Source organism: Citrobacter sp. R56 (assembly GCF_016811995.1).
GTDB classification, from domain to species: Bacteria; Pseudomonadota; Gammaproteobacteria; order Enterobacterales; family Enterobacteriaceae; genus Citrobacter_D; species Citrobacter_D enshiensis.
The window spans coordinates 572,906-591,395 of record NZ_CP069159.1; the positions used below are offsets into that span (position 1 = coordinate 572,906).

Annotated in this window: 15 protein-coding genes and 1 pseudogene; 5 read left to right on the forward strand and 11 right to left on the reverse strand. The window is 51.7% G+C overall.

Annotation, left to right across the window (positions count from 1 at the left end; translation table 11 throughout):
* Nucleotides 1–83 precede the first annotated feature (83 nt).
* The 5 genes from JM656_RS02780 to ebgR all read right to left on the reverse strand — a co-directional run bounded on the left by JM656_RS02780 (nt 84) and on the right by ebgR (nt 8,498).
* Entirely contained in the window at nt 84–2,102 is a 2,019-nt protein-coding gene (locus JM656_RS02780) for an NADPH-dependent 2,4-dienoyl-CoA reductase (RefSeq protein WP_203359910.1), read from the reverse strand.
* Nucleotides 2,103–2,275: 173 nt separating this feature from the next.
* Entirely contained in the window at nt 2,276–3,709 is a 1,434-nt protein-coding gene (locus tag JM656_RS02785; RefSeq protein WP_203359911.1) for an amino acid permease, read from the reverse strand.
* Nucleotides 3,710–3,768: 59 nt separating this feature from the next.
* Complete coding sequence (locus JM656_RS02790; RefSeq protein WP_203359912.1) at nt 3,769–4,218, reverse strand: beta-galactosidase subunit beta; 450 nt, start codon at nt 4,216–4,218, stop codon at nt 3,769–3,771.
* Nucleotides 4,215–7,307 carry a beta-galactosidase subunit alpha gene (gene ebgA, locus JM656_RS02795; RefSeq protein ID WP_203359913.1) on the reverse strand — a complete coding sequence of 1,031 codons (3,093 nt, stop codon included), beginning with the start codon at nt 7,305–7,307 and terminating at the stop codon, nt 4,215–4,217. Before ebgA ends, JM656_RS02790 begins: the two co-directional genes overlap by 4 nt.
* A 207-nt stretch (nt 7,308–7,514) precedes the next feature.
* Nucleotides 7,515–8,498: a transcriptional regulator EbgR gene (gene ebgR, locus JM656_RS02800; RefSeq protein ID WP_203359914.1), complete on the reverse strand. Its 984-nt coding sequence runs from the start codon at nt 8,496–8,498 to the stop codon at nt 7,515–7,517.
* Between the two features lie 217 nt (nt 8,499–8,715).
* Here ebgR and JM656_RS02805 point away from each other — a divergent pair, with 217 nt between their 5' ends.
* Nucleotides 8,716–9,048 (forward strand): tRNA-binding protein, encoded by a 333-nt coding sequence (locus JM656_RS02805; protein WP_203359915.1) that lies wholly within the window; start codon nt 8,716–8,718, stop codon nt 9,046–9,048.
* Between the two features lie 102 nt (nt 9,049–9,150).
* Here JM656_RS02805 and ygjG read toward each other — a convergent pair whose 3' ends face one another.
* Nucleotides 9,151–10,530: a putrescine aminotransferase gene (gene ygjG, locus JM656_RS02810; protein ID WP_192613541.1), complete on the reverse strand. Its 1,380-nt coding sequence runs from the start codon at nt 10,528–10,530 to the stop codon at nt 9,151–9,153.
* A 430-nt stretch (nt 10,531–10,960) separates the two neighbouring features.
* On the opposite strand from ygjG, the gene JM656_RS02815 reads away from it, so the two are divergent.
* A complete protein-coding gene (locus tag JM656_RS02815) occupies nt 10,961–12,481 on the forward strand; it encodes a PAS domain-containing methyl-accepting chemotaxis protein (protein ID WP_203359916.1) in 1,521 nt (506 codons plus the stop codon).
* 72 nt (nt 12,482–12,553) lie between these two features.
* On the opposite strand, the gene JM656_RS02820 is transcribed toward JM656_RS02815, so the two are convergent.
* Nucleotides 12,554–13,291 (reverse strand): PadR family transcriptional regulator, encoded by a 738-nt coding sequence (locus tag JM656_RS02820; RefSeq protein ID WP_203359917.1) that lies wholly within the window; start codon nt 13,289–13,291, stop codon nt 12,554–12,556.
* A gap of 240 nt (nt 13,292–13,531) precedes the next feature.
* On the opposite strand from JM656_RS02820, the gene JM656_RS02825 reads away from it, so the two are divergent.
* From JM656_RS02825 to JM656_RS02835, 3 genes and pseudogenes are all read left to right on the forward strand, one after another.
* Nucleotides 13,532–14,314, forward strand: coding sequence for a siderophore-interacting protein (locus JM656_RS02825; protein ID WP_203359918.1), 783 nt, complete (start codon nt 13,532–13,534; stop codon nt 14,312–14,314).
* Between the two features lie 237 nt (nt 14,315–14,551).
* Nucleotides 14,552–14,875, forward strand: coding sequence for a DUF1889 family protein (locus tag JM656_RS02830; protein ID WP_192613537.1), 324 nt, complete (start codon nt 14,552–14,554; stop codon nt 14,873–14,875).
* Nucleotides 14,876–15,025: 150 nt separating this feature from the next.
* Nucleotides 15,026–15,109, forward strand: a pseudogene (locus JM656_RS02835) (inovirus-type Gp2 protein); the annotation flags it as partial.
* Nucleotides 15,110–15,177: 68 nt separating this feature from the next.
* Here JM656_RS02835 and JM656_RS02840 read toward each other — a convergent pair.
* The 4 genes from JM656_RS02840 to JM656_RS02855 are packed head-to-tail and all read right to left on the reverse strand — an operon-like array spanning nt 15,178 to nt 18,460.
* Nucleotides 15,178–15,831 (reverse strand): hypothetical protein, encoded by a 654-nt coding sequence (locus JM656_RS02840; RefSeq protein WP_203359919.1) that lies wholly within the window; start codon nt 15,829–15,831, stop codon nt 15,178–15,180.
* A 15-nt stretch (nt 15,832–15,846) separates the two neighbouring features.
* Nucleotides 15,847–16,602, reverse strand: coding sequence for a PD-(D/E)XK nuclease family protein (locus tag JM656_RS02845; protein ID WP_203359920.1), 756 nt, complete (start codon nt 16,600–16,602; stop codon nt 15,847–15,849).
* A 23-nt stretch (nt 16,603–16,625) separates the two neighbouring features.
* On the reverse strand, nt 16,626–16,892 hold the full coding sequence (locus JM656_RS02850) for a YkgJ family cysteine cluster protein (RefSeq protein WP_203359921.1): 267 nt from the start codon (nt 16,890–16,892) through the stop codon (nt 16,626–16,628).
* On the reverse strand, nt 16,889–18,460 hold the full coding sequence (locus JM656_RS02855) for a cobalamin adenosyltransferase (RefSeq protein ID WP_203359922.1): 1,572 nt from the start codon (nt 18,458–18,460) through the stop codon (nt 16,889–16,891). Before JM656_RS02855 ends, JM656_RS02850 begins: the two co-directional genes overlap by 4 nt.
* Nucleotides 18,461–18,490 lie beyond the last annotated feature (30 nt).

Here is an 18,490-nt window from a genome sequence, read left to right on the forward strand (position 1 = left end):
TATTGTTTGCCGGGCGGCGCTTCGCTTGCTCCGGCCTACGAGGTTTTGTAGGCCCGATAAGCGTAGCGCCATCGGGCAACCGGTTATATCGCCAGCGCTAGCTTTGTCCCCTGCGCAATGGCTCGTCGGGCATCCAGTTCCATTGCCACATCGCATCCGCCAATCAAATGCACCACCTTACCTGCCGCGTGCAACGGATCGGCCAGCTCGCGTCTTGGATCCTGCCCGGCGCAAATCACCACGTTGTCGACGGCCAGGAGTTGCGGCTCGCCGTTGATCAATACGTGTAACCCTTCATCATCGATCTTCTGATAACTGACCGCCGGGATCATTTTTACCCCGCGAGAGAGCAAGGTCGCGCGGTGGATCCACCCCGTTGTTTTCCCCAACCCCTGACCGGGTTTGCTGGCCTTACGTTGCAGCATCACGATTTGTCGCGGACTGCGTGATAAATGCGGACCTTCCGGGCGCAGGCCGCCCGCCTGTTGCAGGCTGGTGTCGATACCCCACTCCACGCAAAACTCGGCAATGCTCTGACTGGTGGGATCGCCTGGCTGGCTAAGGTACATGGCGGTATCAAAACCGATCCCGCCACAACCAACAATGGCCACGCGCTTCCCGACCGGGGCTTTGTCGCGCAAGACGTCAAGATAGGTCAGTACTTTCGGATGATCGATACCGGCGATCGGCGGTTTACGCGGTTCGATCCCACTGGCGAGGATCACTTCATCAAAGGACTGAAGGGTGTCGGCGCTCACGAACTGATTCAGTTTGAGCGTGACGCCAGTGACGTCGATCATTCGGCGGTAATAGCGCAGCGTTTCATAAAATTCTTCTTTGCCGGGGATCTGTTTAGCGATGTTAAATTGCCCGCCGATCTCGGCGTTGGCATCAAACAGGGTGACAGCATGACCACGCGCGGCGGCGTTGATCGCAAAAGCAAGACCTGCTGGCCCGGCCCCTACCACCGCCAGTTGTTTCTTCACCACCGCCGGCAAGACAGGCATTTTTGTTTCGTGGCAGGCGCGTGGGTTTACCAGGCATGAAGTGACTTTGCCAACGAAGATCTGATCCAGGCAAGCCTGGTTACAACCGATGCAGGTGTTGATCTCATCGGCACGTCCGGACTGCGCCTTTGAAAGCAGTTCAGCGTCGGCGAGGAACGGACGCGCCATCGACACCATATCCGCGTCGCCACGGGCCAGAATATCGTCGGCCACCTGCGGATCGTTGATGCGGTTGGTGGTGACCAGCGGGATCGTCACATGACCTTTCAGCTTGCGGGTTACCCAGCTAAATGCACCGCGCGGGACCGGCGTGGCGATGGTAGGAATGCGGGCTTCATGCCAGCCGATGCCCGTGTTAATGATCGTTGCGCCTGCGGCTTCAATGGCCTGCGCAAGCTGTACGGTTTCCTCAAAGGTGCCGCCGTTTTCCACCAAATCCAGCATCGACAGGCGATAGATAATGATGAAATCGTTGCCGACGCGCTGGCGTACAGCCCGCACGACTTCTACAGCAAAACGCATCCGGTTGGCATAGTCGCCGCCCCATTGGTCCTGGCGCTGGTTGGTACGCACGGTGAGAAACTCGTTAATCAGATACCCTTCAGAGCCCATCACCTCCACGCCGTCGTATCCTGCTTCGCGCGCCAGTTGTGCGCAGCGCGCGAAGTCGTCAATCAGTTGCAGGATCTCGTCATGGGTCAGCTCATGAGGCGTAAAGCGGTTTATCGGCGCCTGTAGCGCGGAAGGGGCCACCAGGTGCGGTTGGTAGCTGTAGCGCCCGGTGTGCAGGATCTGAAGGGCGATTTTACCGCCTTCATCATGAACCGCATCGGTAATGGTGCGATGGAATGGTAATTGCCTGGCGTCATTCAGCGTTGCGCCGCCTTCCATTCCCACGCCGGAGAGCGCAGGGGCGATACCGCCGCTGACAATCAGCGCGACGCCATGCTTCGCGCGCTCGGCGTAGAAGGCCGCCAGACGTTGTGCGCCGTCGGGATACTCCTCAAGGCCGGTATGCATTGAACCCATTAGCACGCGGTTTTTAAGCTGGGTAAAGCCCAGGTCGAGTGGGGCGAACAGCGACGGATAGCTCATAAGGGTGTCCAGTATGTAAAATTATTGTTATGTGGTCGGATGAGTTCTAATTTAGCTGTCGGCGCGCAAAAGGGAAAAGAGGAATGTAATGATTGTGATGGGATTCAAAAAAGAGGCTCCCCCCGAAGGGAGAGCAAACCGGAGATGGTGCTTTTTTTTTAGTATGCTGGTCGTTACTGAATGTTTGAAGCGGGGGCGGCTTCGATTGCTTGCTCTTCTTTGGTTAAGCCTTTTATATACCTGCTGTATTTCCACCAGGCAAAACCGAGGAAGATAACAATGCCACCCACGTTATAAAAAATAATGGTCATGATGTTACCGCCGGTAGGGAACGTAGAGGCGATAAATCCGACGGTAAACAGCGCAATCAGCATGGAAACCACAATAATGCCGGTGCGTTGTGATCCCATGCGGAAGTCGCGCGGTAAATGATCCAGTTTTACCCGCAGATTCAGATAAGCCAGCATAATAAACAGCGGCGGCAGCATGGAGGCAGCGGCAGTCATATTAATGATGGTGTTCATAAGATCCTGCACGGTATTGGAGCCGAGCATTGGGATTATCATCAGCGGAATAACAATCAGATACTGGATCCAGGCGGCTCGCGCCGGTACGCCGTTTTCATTCAGCGAGACGGTTTTCTTGCCGAAAATACCTTCCGGGATCTCAGAGAAGAAAATTTTCACCGGCGTTGCGGTCCACATCAGCAAGGAGCCGAACATGGCGGTAAAGGAGACTAGACCGACAAAACGATTGACGATGAGTTCTGGCAGACCGAAATACGCGGCCAGGCCGTGGAATACCTGCACAGAGCCGCCGGTAAACTTCAGCTCTTTGCTGCTGACAAAGACGTTGATCAGCACCGATGAAATGGAATACAGCACGCCGATAAAGATCCCGGCAATAATGATCACTTTTACGAACGATTTCGAACCGCCTTTGACGTCGTTAACGTAAACGGCGACGGATTCTGCACCGCCTGCGGCCATGAAAATCCAGGTGGTAATGCCGAGGAATGCCCAGTTGAAATTCGGGATCATCGCATCAACGGTAATCGGATCGGCAGGCTGGACGCCACCAACCAGCGCGGTGCCTGCCAGTAAAATGTAGGACAAGGTGAGCAACAGCATCAGCGTGGACGTGACTGAAGTGATGGGGCCCAGCATTTTCGCCCCGTTGGTGGAGACCCAGGTTGAGAAGGCGAACAGCACCATACTCAGGACGGTGGTCGCAATCGGCGTCAGAATATATTCGTAGCCGAGAAACGCGTAAGAGGCATAGGCAATAACGCGCGGCAGCAGCGAAGTGAAAAAGAACAGATTGACGAACCAGTAGGTGTAGGCGGTAATAAACGCCCAGCGACCGCCCAACGAACTTTTTACCCACGCATAAACCCCTGCCTCTGAGTTCTTATTCAGCGAGACAAATTCCGCGATGATTAAGCAGAAGGGAATAAAATAAAAAATCGTGGCCAGGAAAAACATCGGTGCGGATGCCAGCCCAAGCTCAATATTATTATTGATGACGTTATTGAAACTATAAACGGCGGCAAACGTGAGTGACAGTAAACCGAATTTACCGATTGTATTACGTTTGGTATCAGACATAACACATCTCCGAACATTTGTAGGGTAGGGCGATACCATTCTGACATCGCCCGTTTTTTTTATTTGTTATGGAAGTAACCGTCTTCGATGGTCACTCTGAGTACGACTTTCTTAACTGCGTTATTGCAAATAAAACGGTAAGCCTCATGGTTATCACAAATAACTATCTGGCCTTCATGCACTTCGACGGTTTGTCCGCACCCTTTCAGGTATTCGCGATCGGTTTCATCACGGTAATATTCAACAATTTGCAATTCATCCTTGGGCGCAAATTCAATTTTTTGCTGCCCCTGTAAGTAATAATGCACGTCAAAATAACGGCGATGCCCGGTAAATAGCGCATCGGTGGCAGAATCGGTTTCCACGCGATAACTGAGCGAATCGCCGATGGAATGGGCGACACCGGGTCGAATGTTATCAATATTTTCGATCGCTTCGACGCAGCGCTGCCATTTCCGACCGGAGGCGTAGAGTTGTCGGAACTGTTCTAAGTTATCGAGGATTCTCATTTTTCATTCTCGCTGTGCAAATTCGTGGAAAAGAAACCCGCGCCAAAGGCGTGACAAGCGTAGGTCTGAGCGGTGGTTTCTCCGCCAGAAACCGGCAGCAATGTAAAACCGTAGCGGAAAGGTCTAAACCAGACGCGCCAGCTATCAAGCACTTCGCTTCCCCAGGAGTTAGAACCAAGCCCGAGCAACTGGTGGTCCAGATTCAGCGTGATGTCATCGCGACGCTGCAGCTCATTACAATGCTGTGCGGAATGAATATCCTCTGTAGCGTAGTGCCAGGCGCTAAAGTTGATCGGCTGTTGCGGCACAACCAGTAGGCCATTGCCGTGACGATTAGTTAGCGCAGCCCAGCGCACATGCTGGCGGTTGCCGTTGTTTTGCGGGAAGGGATAGTTCTCGAACATCTCATCCACGGTAGCACGCCAGATGTCGATGATATTGGCCTGCTGACTGTCGGCGTAGTTTTCACCCGGACCACGGCCATAGTAAGCGACCTGGTCGAGCGCGCCGTTGATGCCCAACGTGAAACCGATGCACGGAATAATGTGCGGGTACTCGCCGTAACGCTCGCCCGAAAGCTCGACATTCACCTGACCGTCCGCCGCAATGCGCCAGCGATAGGTGCAGCGCATCCCGAAATCAAACACCGGCGGCGCGATGATGGTGCGGCTGGTGATAAGAATCGCGTCGTCAGATTGTTCAATGGCGAAATCGCGCAAATGCTCCTGCATGATCTGCAAATGGTTCGGCTGCCAGAGACCTTCAAACTCCTGTTTGTGGTTATCAATCATCGGCTTGAAGAAGTTAATCTTCGGCTCACGGGTGATCAGCTCCTCACCGTTAACCTGCCAGGAGGTGGGTTTTCCACTCAGCTTTGAGAAGGTCAGCGCGAAGTTAAAACCCCCAATAGTACAGTGCTGGCGATCTTCTTCCAGAGTCAGAGGACGCGCATTTTTCTGGCTGAACGGCACCGGTGCGGTGGTGCGAGCCTTCAGCGGGAACTGGTAAGTGGCGATGTGATGTCCGGCGTCGCTGTAGAGCGTACGGGAATCTTTCGTCACGGTGATATTGAGGAACGCTTCGCGGGCGTCCAGCGTCGGCAGCGCGCATGTCACGAGCGCGTCACTGTCTGGCGCGACACCGTGCAGTTTGATGCTCTGTGTGGAGAGCGTTTCGCCTTCTGCGCGAACGTCAATGTGCAGGGTGTAATCGTCGAGGGTGGTAAACCACAGCTTGTTTTCCACCCGCAGTTCGCCGCGCGCCAGATCCACCGCGTGAACCTTCACCGGCGCGATAACCTGTTTGTACTCTTTCAGACCCGGCCCCGGTGTTTGATCGGAATAAATCAGACCATCGAGGCAGAAGTTGTAGTTGTTCGGGTAATCACCGTAATCACCGCCGAATTTGTACCAGACGTTACCGTTGTCATCTTTTGCCTGAATGCCGTGGTCGCACCATTCCCATACATAGTGGCCCTGGATGCAGTCATGCTGGTAAAAAACGTTTTGATACTCCGTCAGTCCGCCTGGACCGTTACCCATTGCGTGGGCGTATTCGCAGATAATGCGCGGCTTGGGATGAGGATACTCACCAAATTCGTTCATCAGCGGTACACGGGTGTACATGGTGGAGATGATATCCACGACTTCCGCGTCGCGATCTTCTTCGTAATGAATCAGTCGTGTGTCGTCCAGCGCTTTGGCGGCGTGGTACATGGCACGGATATTACAGCCGTATCCGGACTCGTTACCGAGCGACCAGATAATGATCGAAGGATGGTTTTTCTGCGCGTGGACGTGGCGCACAATGCGCTCAACATACACATGTTCCCAGGCGGGATCGTCGGTGATCTGGCTGATATTGCCGACGTTGGCAAATCCATGCGATTCAACATCGGTTTCCGCCATCACAAACAGGCCATAGATATCGCACAGTTCGTAAAAACGGGGATCGTTAGGGTAATGCGCGGTACGCACTGAGTTGATGTTGTGCTGCTTCATCAGCAACAGATCTTTTTCGACGCGATCCATCCCGACCGCGCGGCCTTTGAGATGATCATTATCGTGACGGTTGACGCCGTGCAGCATCACATAGCGGTTGTTTATGTAAAACAGCCCGTCGCGAACTTTAATATCGCGGAACCCGACGCGCTGTGGCACCACTTCCAGGATATTACCGTTGGCGTCTTTCAGCACCATCACCAGATGGTAGAGATACGGCGACTCTGCGGACCACTGTTGTGGCGCGTTCACTTCAATCGCAAAATCAGCGTGGGTGAGCCCGTCTACGTTTAGCGTTTCGATAACGCCGGTGTGAACGACACGCTCGCCGTCAAACAGGGTATATTCCAGCGAGGTGAGCGCCGGGACACAGCCCAGGTTTTCCAGCGTCATCTGACAGCTCAGCTTGGCGTCGCGGTAGTTGTCGTGAAAATCGGTACGGACGGTAAAATCCTGAATGTGGGTTGCATGCTTACCGACCAGATAAACGTCGCGGAAGATCCCCGCAGACCACCACATATCCTGATCTTCAATATAGGTGGAGTCCGCCCACTGCATGACCCGCACGCACAGCAGGTTGTCGCCTGTCGTGGCGACTGCGCTAATATCGAACTCTGCTGTCAGACGACTGCCTTTGCTGAACCCAACATAATGGCCGTTAACGTAGACTTCGAAATAGGTTTCGACACCGTCAAACTTGATAATCGTCTGCTTGTCTTTCCAGTCTTCGCTAAGGGTAAAAATACGCTGGTATGCGCCGGTGGGGTTATCGCTGGGAACATAAGGCACATCGATCGGGAACGGGAACCCTTCGTCGGTGTACTGGAGCTTTCCGTGGCCTTCCATCTGCCACATGCCGGGAACCGTAATAGACCCCCAGTCATTCATATACTCAGTAGTAAACGCGTCCGGTACCTGCAGCGGATGGTCAAAGAACTGGAAGTTCCACTGACCGCTCAACGGCAAAAAGTAGCTGCTGGTTTCGCGAACAAATGAGCGAGCCTGGGCAACCGAATCATAAGAAAAAAAGTACGCACGTGGCGCCAGTCGATTTTCGTGGGTGAGCTGAATGTTTTCCCAGCGATTCATAGGGCCTCCCGGTGGAGAGAAATCGGAACCATTCATGTAGATGGTGAGTAAGTGTTATTGGAAGTGATTTTAGTAAAAGTTTTACTAAAATATAGCAATAAAGATGATTAACTTTAACTTGATCACAAAACCAGCGCGTAAGCGGGCAGCGGGTGAATGAAAATGCGCGCCCGGCGTGCTAAGTCGCCGGGCGGGAGAAAAGGGGGATTAGCGGGTGGTGCCGCGCAGCTTTAACTTGCTGGGAACGAAGACTAAAAGCGGGAGTGCGCGCCCGTCGCGGGCTTTTTCATACAGCAGGTTTACGCCCTGGCTGCCCATCATTTCAGAATGAATACGTACGGTGGAGAGGGGAGGAAAGGTAAACCGCGCGGTTGGGATGTCGTTTACGCTGATCAGTGAAATATCGCGGGGAATCTCCAGCCCACGTTCATGGATGGCACGCAGCACGCCAATGGCGATAGAGTCGGAGGCGACAAACAGCGCGCTGGGGAAATCATCTTTGGCCAGCATCTGTTTTGCCAACTTATATCCCGATGAGCTGGAGAAGCCACCGCGCCAGATATCCTCTTCACGGACAACTTTCTTCAGGCGGCCATATTCCACAAATGCCGCTTCGCGGATATCCGCTTTGCCGGGTTCATCTTCTCCGCCAATAAAGCCGATACGGTTCATGCCCTGCGCGATGAAAAAGTCGATGATTTCTTTGCTTATCCGCGCCAGATCGATGTCGATGGCGTCATATTCGCTGCTGGATTCATGAAAGTCGATAAAGCAGATATTGTCAGTTAACGCCGTTGCCGCGTCACGCAGTTCGCTAGAGGGTTTACCGACGATCAAAATGCCCGTGATGTTCCTGATTTCCGGCAATCCGCTGTGTTCATAGCAGTTGGTCAGCTCGATCCCGAGTTTTTCGCACTGTGTTTCAATCCCGTGACGGATCGCGAGATAGTAAGGATCGTTAATCTCCAGCTCCTGCTGGTAGCTGTAGATCGCCAGAATATGTTGCAGACTCACCGTGGCAGACTGGCTCTTACGGGCGCTGCTGGTTTTGTACTCCAGCTTCTCCGCAATCTCCAGAATGCGATGTTTGGTCTCTTCTTTGACATTCAGCGTGGGGTCATCGTTTAAAACCCGCGACACGGTCGCCAGGGATACGCCAGCTTCGAGTGCAATATCTTTAAGTGTTGCCATAATTACCTTTTTCGACTTTTCCCTGAGTAGCGTTTTCATTGTAAAGGAAGTGCTTATCTATTCATCTGTTTTCAGTAAATAAAGCGTGTTTATTTGACTCGCACGGGGTAAATCCTTGCCTGAAGAGTGTGATCTGCACGTCATTTTCCCTTATTTCAGCGAAGTGAAAGGAAAACATTTTGCTATGATTTAGTAAATTTTTACTAGCGGAGGAAAAATGGATACTGTCGCATTTGAGGAGTTCGCCCGACTGGAAATACGGGTTGGAAAAATTGTTCAGGTTAAGCGCCATGAAAACGCCGATAAGCTTTATATCGTTCAGGTCGATGTTGGTGAGCGGACGTTGCAAACCGTCACCAGCCTGGTGCCTTACTACAGTGAGGAGGAACTGGCAGGGAAAACGGTGGTGGTGCTGTGTAATCTCGCCAAAGCCAAAATGCGCGGCGAAACCTCGGAGTGCATGTTGCTGTGCGCCGAAACCGACGATGGTAGCGAGAGCGTCCTGTTGACGCCGGAACGTGTGATGCCCGCTGGTGTGCGGATTGTGTGAGTGGTGTGAACAGGCCGGATGGCGATGCTAATGCATCTTATCCGGCCTACGGTGCGGTGCCTGCGTAGGCCGGTTAAGAACGTCGCTGCCATCCGGCATCTGTCACACTTGCTCCACGCTGACGCGCATGGCCGCCAACGCTTTGCGAGTCGCTTTGAGTACCAGTTCACACTGCTCAATAGTCAGCGTGAGCGGCGGTTCGATACGAATCGTTTTCGCGTTGTTGAGCGTTCCGGCAACCAGTACGCGCTGGCGGAACATCTCGCTGGCAAAGTTGTAGCCGATCTCGTTATCGACAAACTCAATCGCCATCAGCATTCCTTTCCCACGCGCTTCCTGGATCAGATCCGGATATTCCCGACCCAACTGACGGAAACCATCCAGCAGGATGTCACCTTTCTGTTCCGCCTGAGCCGGTAAGTTCTGCTCCAGCAGCACGTTAATGGTGGCCAACGCCGCCGCACAGGCCAGCGGGTTACCGCCAAACGTCGTGGTATGCAGGAAGGGGTTGTCGAACAACACCGAGAACACTTCTTCGGTTGCGATAGTGGCGCCAATCGGCATCACCCCGCCCCCCAGCGCTTTTGCCAGGCACAGAATGTCAGGTTGCACATTCTCATGCTCACAGGCGAACATTTTGCCGGTGCGTCCCATTCCGGTCTGCACTTCATCCAGAATCATCAACGCGCCGAACTCATCGCAGAGTTTACGCACGGCGGTCAGATAACCTGGCGGCGGCAGGATCACCCCACCTTCGCCCTGGATCGGTTCCAGAATGACGGCGGCCACATCGTCACCGGTTTTTTTACACTCGCTAAGCGCGGTACGCATGGCCTCTACGTTACCAAAAGGCACATGACGGAACCCCGGCAGCAGCGGCATAAACGGTTTACGGAAGGTGGATTTTGCCGTCGCGGAAAGTGCACCCAGCGATTTTCCGTGGAACGCGCCGCTGGTGGCGATGAAGGTATATTTGCCACGCGGCGACTGATACGCCTTCGCCAGCTTCAGCGCGGCCTCCACAGACTCTGTTCCACTGTTACAGAAGAAGCTGTATTTCAGTTTACCGGGCGCCAGCGCGGCGAGTGTTTTCGCCAGCATGGCACGAAGCGGGTCAAGTAATTCCTGACTATGCAATGGTTGTTTCGCGAGTTGATTCTGTACGGCGGAAACCACAACTGGATTACGGTGCCCCACGTTGAAAATTCCAAAACCACCCAGGCAATCAACAAACTCCTGTCCCTGAGTGTCGACAAGCGTATTCAGACCTCCTGCTTGCCACTCTACGGCTCCGTAATCCCCGCCTGCAGTCACAGATTTTCGGTACTCTAAAAACCCCGGATTGACGTGCTCTTTGAAATACTCAATCACCTCTCGGTTCAGTGCTTTCATCTCCTCATGATCAAGCGTTCGCTTCTCAATGAGATTCAGTGCGTGCGCGCTGCAGGCTAAGGCTGAGGCGCTGGAAGGTAACCTGTTCAAAATGTGCTCCCGGGGATCGCGTATCACATGATACCGATTTAAGTATTGCAGGGATTGCGCCATCCCGAAGGCGTTCATGAAAATCGGGATAAACACCAGGAATAATCGCATTTACGCAACATTTAATCTTATTTGTTAACAATCGAGACGGCATAACCGACTTTACGTACGCAGATGCGCCCATTTTTACCCGCAAAACGCCCCGAAAAAGTGCAAAAAACGCCCAAAAATAGGGCGGAGGATTCAGCATGGCTTGATAGTTACGCAATGAAAGTAATTTAAATCAATGGATTAGATTGCGTACAAATATTGAGGTTTAATCGCAAATTGCGATCTAAATCAATTTTAACAACTAAAGATAAATCGATTAGCGCCGAAATAACATCTGACAGAAAAGTTAACACCAAAATAACCTGCATAGGACGCGATCATGTCTTCTCATCTCTACGTCAGCCAGAAAAGCATTCCGCTGGACGACGATACGACCCTCATGTCCACGACTGATTTACACAGCTATATCACGCATGCGAATGACACCTTCGTGCAGGTGAGCGGCTATTCGTTGAGCGAACTCCAGGCGCAGCCGCATAACCTTGTGCGTCATCCAGATATGCCGAAAGCGGCATTTGCGGATATGTGGTACACCCTGCAACAAGGGGAACCGTGGAGCGGCATCGTGAAAAATCGCTGCAAGAATGGCGATCACTACTGGATCCGCGCCAACGCGGTGCCGATGGTTCGCGAGGGAAAAGTGACCGGGTATATGTCCATTCGTATCCGCGCGACGGAAGATGAAATTGCGGCGGTTGAGCCGTTGTATCACGCTCTGAAGGAAGGACGCTGCCGTAAACGCCTCCACAAAGGGCTGGTGGTGCGTAAGGGCTGGTTAGGCAAACTTCCGGCGCTCCCTATCCGCTGGCGGGTACGTTGTGTGATGGTGTTTATCTTCGCGGTACTGGCGGCGAGCCTGATGCAGCAAAATGCGCCTGTGGCGTCAATCGTGATCGGCGCGCTGGTCATGCTGCTGGGGACGGCAATATTTGAGTGGCAAATTGTGCGTCCGATTGAAAATGTGGCCCGGCAGGCATTGAAGGTGGCGACAGGGGATCGTAACAGTGTGACGCATCTGAATCGCAGCGACGAGTTGGGTTTGACGCTGCGGGCTGTGGGTCAGCTCGGGTTGATGTGTCGCTGGCTCATCAATGATGTCTCAAGTCAGGTTTCCAGCGTCAGAAATGGCAGTGAAACCCTGGCGAAAGGGAACGACGATCTGAACAAACATACCCGCCAGACGGTGGAAAATGTGCAGCAAACTGTAACGACCATGAACCAGATGGCGGAGTCGGTAAAGAAAAATACTGCCACCGCATCGGCTGCCGACAAACTTTCCATCGCGGCCAGCGGTGCGGCAACTCAGGGTGGGGAAGCGATGGAGACCGTCATCAAAACGATGGATGACATTGCCGACAGTACGCAACGGATCGGCACGATCACTGCACTCATTAACGATATCGCGTTTCAGACCAATATTCTGGCGCTGAATGCCGCAGTCGAAGCTGCACGAGCTGGTGAACAGGGCAAAGGATTCGCCGTCGTCGCCGGAGAGGTTCGCCACCTTGCCAGCCGAAGCGCCAGCGCGGCGAACGATATTCGTAAGCTAATTGATGCCAGTGCTTCCCGGGTACAGTCTGGCTCAGAACAGGTTCATGCGGCAGGAAGGACGATGGATGACATTGTGGCGCAGGTGCAAAACGTTACTCAGCTCATCGCCCAAATCAGTCATTCGACGCTTGAGCAGTCGGACGGGCTTTCCAGCCTGACGCTGGCGGTGGATGAGTTAAATAACATCACACATAAGAATGCCGAACTGGTGGAAGAGAGCGCCAGAGTTTCAGCAATGGTGAGACACCGCGCCAGCCGTCTGGAAGATGCCGTCACGGTTCTGCACTGAGTCCGCGTCCCTGACGCGGTTTATCTCGCCTCCAGAGGGAGGCGGGGGCAGGGACGCGAATACACAGCCCGTTTAATCGAGTTGGGTGATGTCCAGCGATGCACGGTCAATCACACCGATGATTTTTTTGATCTGTGCTTCACTGATATCAGCCTGATTCACCCGCAGATCCAGCACGGCTTTGAAGTTATCCAGCGCCCGCTTCATCTGCGGGTTTTTACGTAATTCGAAGCCCACGCAGCGTGCTTTTACGCGCTCCTGAATACGTTCGAGCTGTTCATTATTTTCATCCAGCCACTGCTGTCCGGCCTGGGTGATGGCTATCTTCTTCCGACCGCCTTCTTCTTCGCTAATGCGGATAAATTCCTGATCTTGCAGGAAATCCAGCGTCGGATAAATCACGCCCGGGCTTGGGGTGTAGTTACCCTGCGTCAGTGTTTCAATGGCTTTGATAAGCTCATAGCCGTGGCTCGCGTCGCGGGTCAGGATATCCAGAATCACCAGACGTAACTCGCCGTGGCCGAAAAATCGCTGGCGGCGTCCGCCTCCGCCCCGACCGTGGCGATGCTCGCAGCCATGTTCATGGCCGTGATGGCGTTCCCTGCCGCAACCTTCTTGATGATGCTCTTGATGACAGCCTTCGTGCTGATGTCCTTCACCTTTACAGCAACCTTCTTGATGATGCTCTTGATGACCGCCATCGTGCTGATGTCCTTCACCTTTACAGCAGCCCTCTTGATGATGCTCGTGATGGCAGCCTTCGTGCTGATGTCCTTTGCCTTTACAGCAACCCTCATGTGGATGTTGCATGATCATCTCCTGATGTTATTTCGATATATCTAATTTATATCTAAATGTTTTTGCTATGCAAGTTTTAAGTGGGGTTGTTTTATATCTATATGAATTTATTTGTTTTTATTTTGTTTGTGGTTACAAGGTGAAGAACGCGATGTATATCATAAAAATCTTGCAATATTTTCAATTAACAATCATTATCATTTGCGATAAAAAATTTAGATATATCGTAATATATTCACGAAGGCGAAAAGAATGACCAAAAAAACCTCACACTATCCACAGCGCGTTCGTAATGAACTGCGCTTTCGCGAACTGACCGTCCTGCGTGTTGAACGTATCAGCGCGGGTTTTCAGCGTATTGTGCTGGGTGGTGATGCTCTGGAAGGCTTTCGCTCACTGGGATTTGACGATCACACCAAGGTCTTTTTCCCGGCACCGGGCAGTCACTTTGTACCGCCGACGGTAACTGACGAAGGTATCGTCTGGGCGGATGGCATTCGCCCAACAACACGTGATTACACACCGTTATACGATGAGGAACGCCATGAACTGGCGCTGGACTTTTATCTCCATGATGGCGGGGTGGCGAGCACCTGGGCAAAACAGGCCCGCGAGGGGGGCACCCTCACGATTGGCGGACCGCGCGGTTCGCTGGTGGTGCCAGAAGATTACGCATACCAGGTTTATGTTTGTGATGAATCGGGAATGCCGGCATTGCGCCGCCGCCTGGAGGCGATCAGTCGCCTGACCGTGCGCCCGAATGTCACGGCGCTGGTCAGTGTGCAAAACGCGGCGTATCAGGATTACCTCTCCCATCTTGATGGATTTGCGATTGAGTGGTTCGTCGGACAGGACGAGCAGGCGGTGGATGCGCGATTGTCACAGCTTTCGATCCCTGCAGAAGATTATTTCATCTGGATCACCGGTGAAGGGAAGGTTGTCAAAAACCTCAGTCAACGGTTCGATACTGAGGCTTTTGATCCTCATTTGGTGCGGGCGGCAGCCTACTGGCACAACAAGCCATCGCTCGATTAATTCATCAGCAATCTCCCTAACAATGCAATTAGGGGAGCCAACGATGAGGCTTGCCCGACGACCACGAACCGTGTTGCGTCGGTGCTGTCAGCATAGATATGGCATCGCCAGAACCCTCGCGCCGTTACGTACCAATGAATCAGAAACGAAGGAATGAACCGCGTAAACCGACATAAATTTAATGATTTCTTTGATATTAAGATCGGTTTAAGGTCATAGTGTAGATGTGATGTTTACGTGGTTAATTTTAAGGATAAGAGCATGCCAACAGCAATTGAGAAAGCACTGGATTTCATTAACGGTATGAATACATCCGTCGCCCCCCCAGACTCAATGGATGAAAGTACCACAAAGGGAATTTTGAAATATTTGAATGAGTTAGGTGTGCCAGCCAGCGCAGCCGAGATTACTGCACGAGGCGAGCAGGAGGGGTGGAACCCCGAATTCACCAAAAAAGTGGCCGGATGGGCTGAAAAAATTGCGTCAGGGGAGCGTGTACTGATCAAAAACCCTGAATTTTTTACTTCCTATATGCGTGAGCAACTTCAGGCTCTGGTATAGGCTGAACACGCTTTAAAAGATCACCTTATTCCCGATGCTCTCACCTCCGATGTGGGAGCATCCATTTCTGCCATAAAGGATAGGCAGAACAGCCCGCCTCTCTGGACCCTGGCCTAAAATCAGTGCAGTACTAAAACAGAGATCAACCCCATGAATCGGATTGATTATATGAGAAAGGTACGTACTAAATTCGTTGGCGATGGAGAACGTAACTTCGGCTGTAGCCGAGGATGATTTATTATGTGTAGCACTGGCCTTTCCTCCATCAGAAAGGCCAAACTGAATCAGGTGATATTCATTATTTAAACGGACTCACTTACTGCAGTCTGTGCTTCTGAAAAAAATATGGCATCCAGAATTTTTGTAGCTTGCAGCATTTTCTCAAGAACAGTTCGCAATGGCGAAAATACTTCATGTTCCACAGGAAATTCACCATACTCTTTCCAGCATTCAGTAAGTAAATTAGATTCAATAGTGACAGGTAGGAAATAGTTACCTTTCCCTTGATCCAATAGTCCTAATTCATGAAGTTGCTCACGATAGGATTGCTGAATAGTATTGGCGTAGTTGGCTATCTTCCTGACCCCACCAAAATATCCGGCATTCAGTTTAAACTCAAAACCGAACTGACCCTGTTCGGTTCCTGTACCCGTCAGGACCGCCAAAATATAATCATTTCCTTCACTAACTGTTGAACTGCTCTCAAACCAACATTTGCAGTTAACACCTTCAATGACCCAGCCGGGATGCGCCAGCCAGCAATAGTCCTGGCGCTCATAATTGGCTTTGCCAGTCCAGTTATTGTCTTTCATAAATCGTTCAATACACTGATCAAAGCTTTTCCAGAATACCGGGCTTAAATGCTGTTCAAAATAAACTACAGCTTCGTTAAACATCTTTAGTTGTGAGAGAATCAGTGTACCGGCCTGACGTTCTACATCGCTGTGTTGATTCATGTCTATTCCCTTTGATTAAAATGTACGAATCCGATTAAGAAAGCAAAATACGGCATGTGCAGCCATTTGACGCGAAGGTGAGGATTTATCGTCTGCAATAAGTTCTTTGTAATACGGTTGCAGTGAAACCTCCAGGGTTGTGGCAAGTTGCCGCCATGAAAGGCAGGGGACATCCTCAGGTGTAAAAGCCGACCCACTGGTAAACGGTTTTCCACCATGGGGCGTTAAAAATACAACGGCCCAGGGGCGTGATATGGCACGTATTTTGGCATCAGAACAATATCGGGCGACTTGTTCCTGCTGCTCACAGGCATCAATTTTCACTTCGACAAGCAGAAAAAAATTATCCGCATCGATTTCAATATCGACACGATTAGTACTATCCCCAGTGGGATTCGTTTCGACCTGAACCCGACAATAGTGGTGATAATCTTCAGGGATATCATTCCTTTTGTGCCTTATACCACTAAGAAATGCTTTTAAAGGTAGTCTCCCAAAACCATGAGTTCCTTCGGGGTCAAGAAGCCAGGCCAGGATTGCCGTGTTGCGAACTTCTTTACGCCCAAGGCCTGCAACTTCCCATGGATCAAAAGATAAAGAGCGATTCTGCACAACTTTCAGTGGCTCAGAGAGTTGGCTGAAAAACTCCGCTAAATGGGTGGCATCAATATTTATTTTTTTGTCTTTTTCTCTGGCCCACGCCATGTTTTGCGGCCATTGCTGAAAAAATTCCGGTAGCCACTCAACCAGTGAAGAATTGTTATGTTCCATCAGATTTCCCTCCCTTTTTCGCTTTAGAGCTTTTCAAGAATCAGACATGCCTCACGATTCAGCGTAATGAACTCCTGCCAGCTATAATGCTGCTGGTAGTTAAGCTGATACTGCTTCTCAACATGGCAAATCAGCGGACGCGTTTCATAAATTGCGCACAGCTTTGTCTCCATCTGATAGTGCTGACAAATACCGTCGCCTCGATCGAGGAACTGTGTTTCACTGGCGCGATCGACGTGACGACAGCAGGCGCCGCACTGGTTGCAGGGAAATTCCGGAGTGAGTGTCATAACTTGCTTAACCAGTTACGTACGGAGCGGGTATTTCCGGCCTCAAACGGCAGTGCGATATTCCGGCGGTCGACCTCGGCTTGCAGCAACAAGCCACGCTTAATTTCGCTATTCACTACGTTAAGATGCAGGGTAAATCGCGTCAACGCTGACGAATCTATCGCGAATTCCAGCGCCGTAAGCTCCAGTAGGTAACGATCGAGTTCGGTATTAACCTGTTGATAATACTCAAGCGCTTTCTGGTACTTATCTTTAAAGGTGTCCAGAAACGCCCAGACTTTTTTCATCAACGCGCTGTGTTCGAGAAAATAGTTCATCACTAGCGTCAGGATACCGGTCGCCAGCGCGCCGCAGAAGGCGGCTAATTCCGGGCCAAAGGGAAAAACGAGAATTTTTGCTAATGCTTCGTTAACCACGACACCCGCTGCGACAGCCACCCCGGCAGCCACCAGCTTACTGACCGCCTTCGCCAACTGCCCCGGTGGCAAACCCTCTGGATTAAAAACCATCACTTTGAAGGCCTGCACCAGGTTGTTCCACATCTCGCGAATGAGCCTCACCATCATTTTCTTTGTGGTAAAGAAGATATTGAAGAGCGTAGTTGTAATGCTGGACAGCATGCCGCCAATCGCACCGTCTTTAAAGGAGGTAAGGAAGGTGTGAAATTTGGTTTGTACCCGCAACCAAACGGCGCGTAATGCTTCAGTAGCATCCTGCAGGAAATCTCCGGCATCAAATGCGCGACGATGTTTCTCAAACATCACTGGAATACGCTCGCGAAATTCAAACCAGGTCTCCGCCAGAATGAGTCCAAGCATCTGCCGCGTTCCCATGCGAAAGGCGTTGTTCAGCGTAGCGCTGGCGACATTCTTCGCAAACTTGCTGCTGGTGTAATACTCTTGGTGGATAGTGCTGTTGTATTTTGCCCGCGCCTGCTTATCCGCCTCTTTCATGCGTTCAAAATCAGCGGCAGCTTTATTTTCCAGCTTATTCAGTTGCTTCTGTTCTTGCTCGGAGAGTGCTGGCTGGCTGCGTAACCGGGCAATTTCCTGCGTTGTGGCGGCATGCTGGTCTTGCAGCGTTTGCACGAAGGCATCCATCGTTTTCGCCTTCTTCGCCTTATTTAGCGACTCATTCGTGAAAGTAAGATTCGATGAGTCATTGGCCAGATCGGCGCCATCGCACTCGGCGAGAACACGTCCGGGATCGTTGTGAATCTCATGGGCGGAAATAATGTGGTCGAGATTTTTTTTATCATTGGCCGCAAAATGTTCACCGGTATAGGTATCAGTTAGCGTACCGACCTCATGCGCCTTTTTTCCTGCTCGGTTGGTGGCGATGTAGTTTTCGTGGCTGTGGTAATGATGCGAATCATACCCTTCGCGCTGTTCATACCGTTGACGTTCGGCATCTGTGGCATACACCCCCTGACGGACATTGTGAATGGTATTCACATCGCCGCCGTGCTTATCCTCCAGCAAGAGAAAATCTAACCCAAACGAGGTGGTGAGGCTCTTGACCACCGTCTGATGTAACTCTTCACCCCAGTCAAACCTGGCTGCGTTCATTGTGCTCTACCCATAGCAATGCCGGGCTGG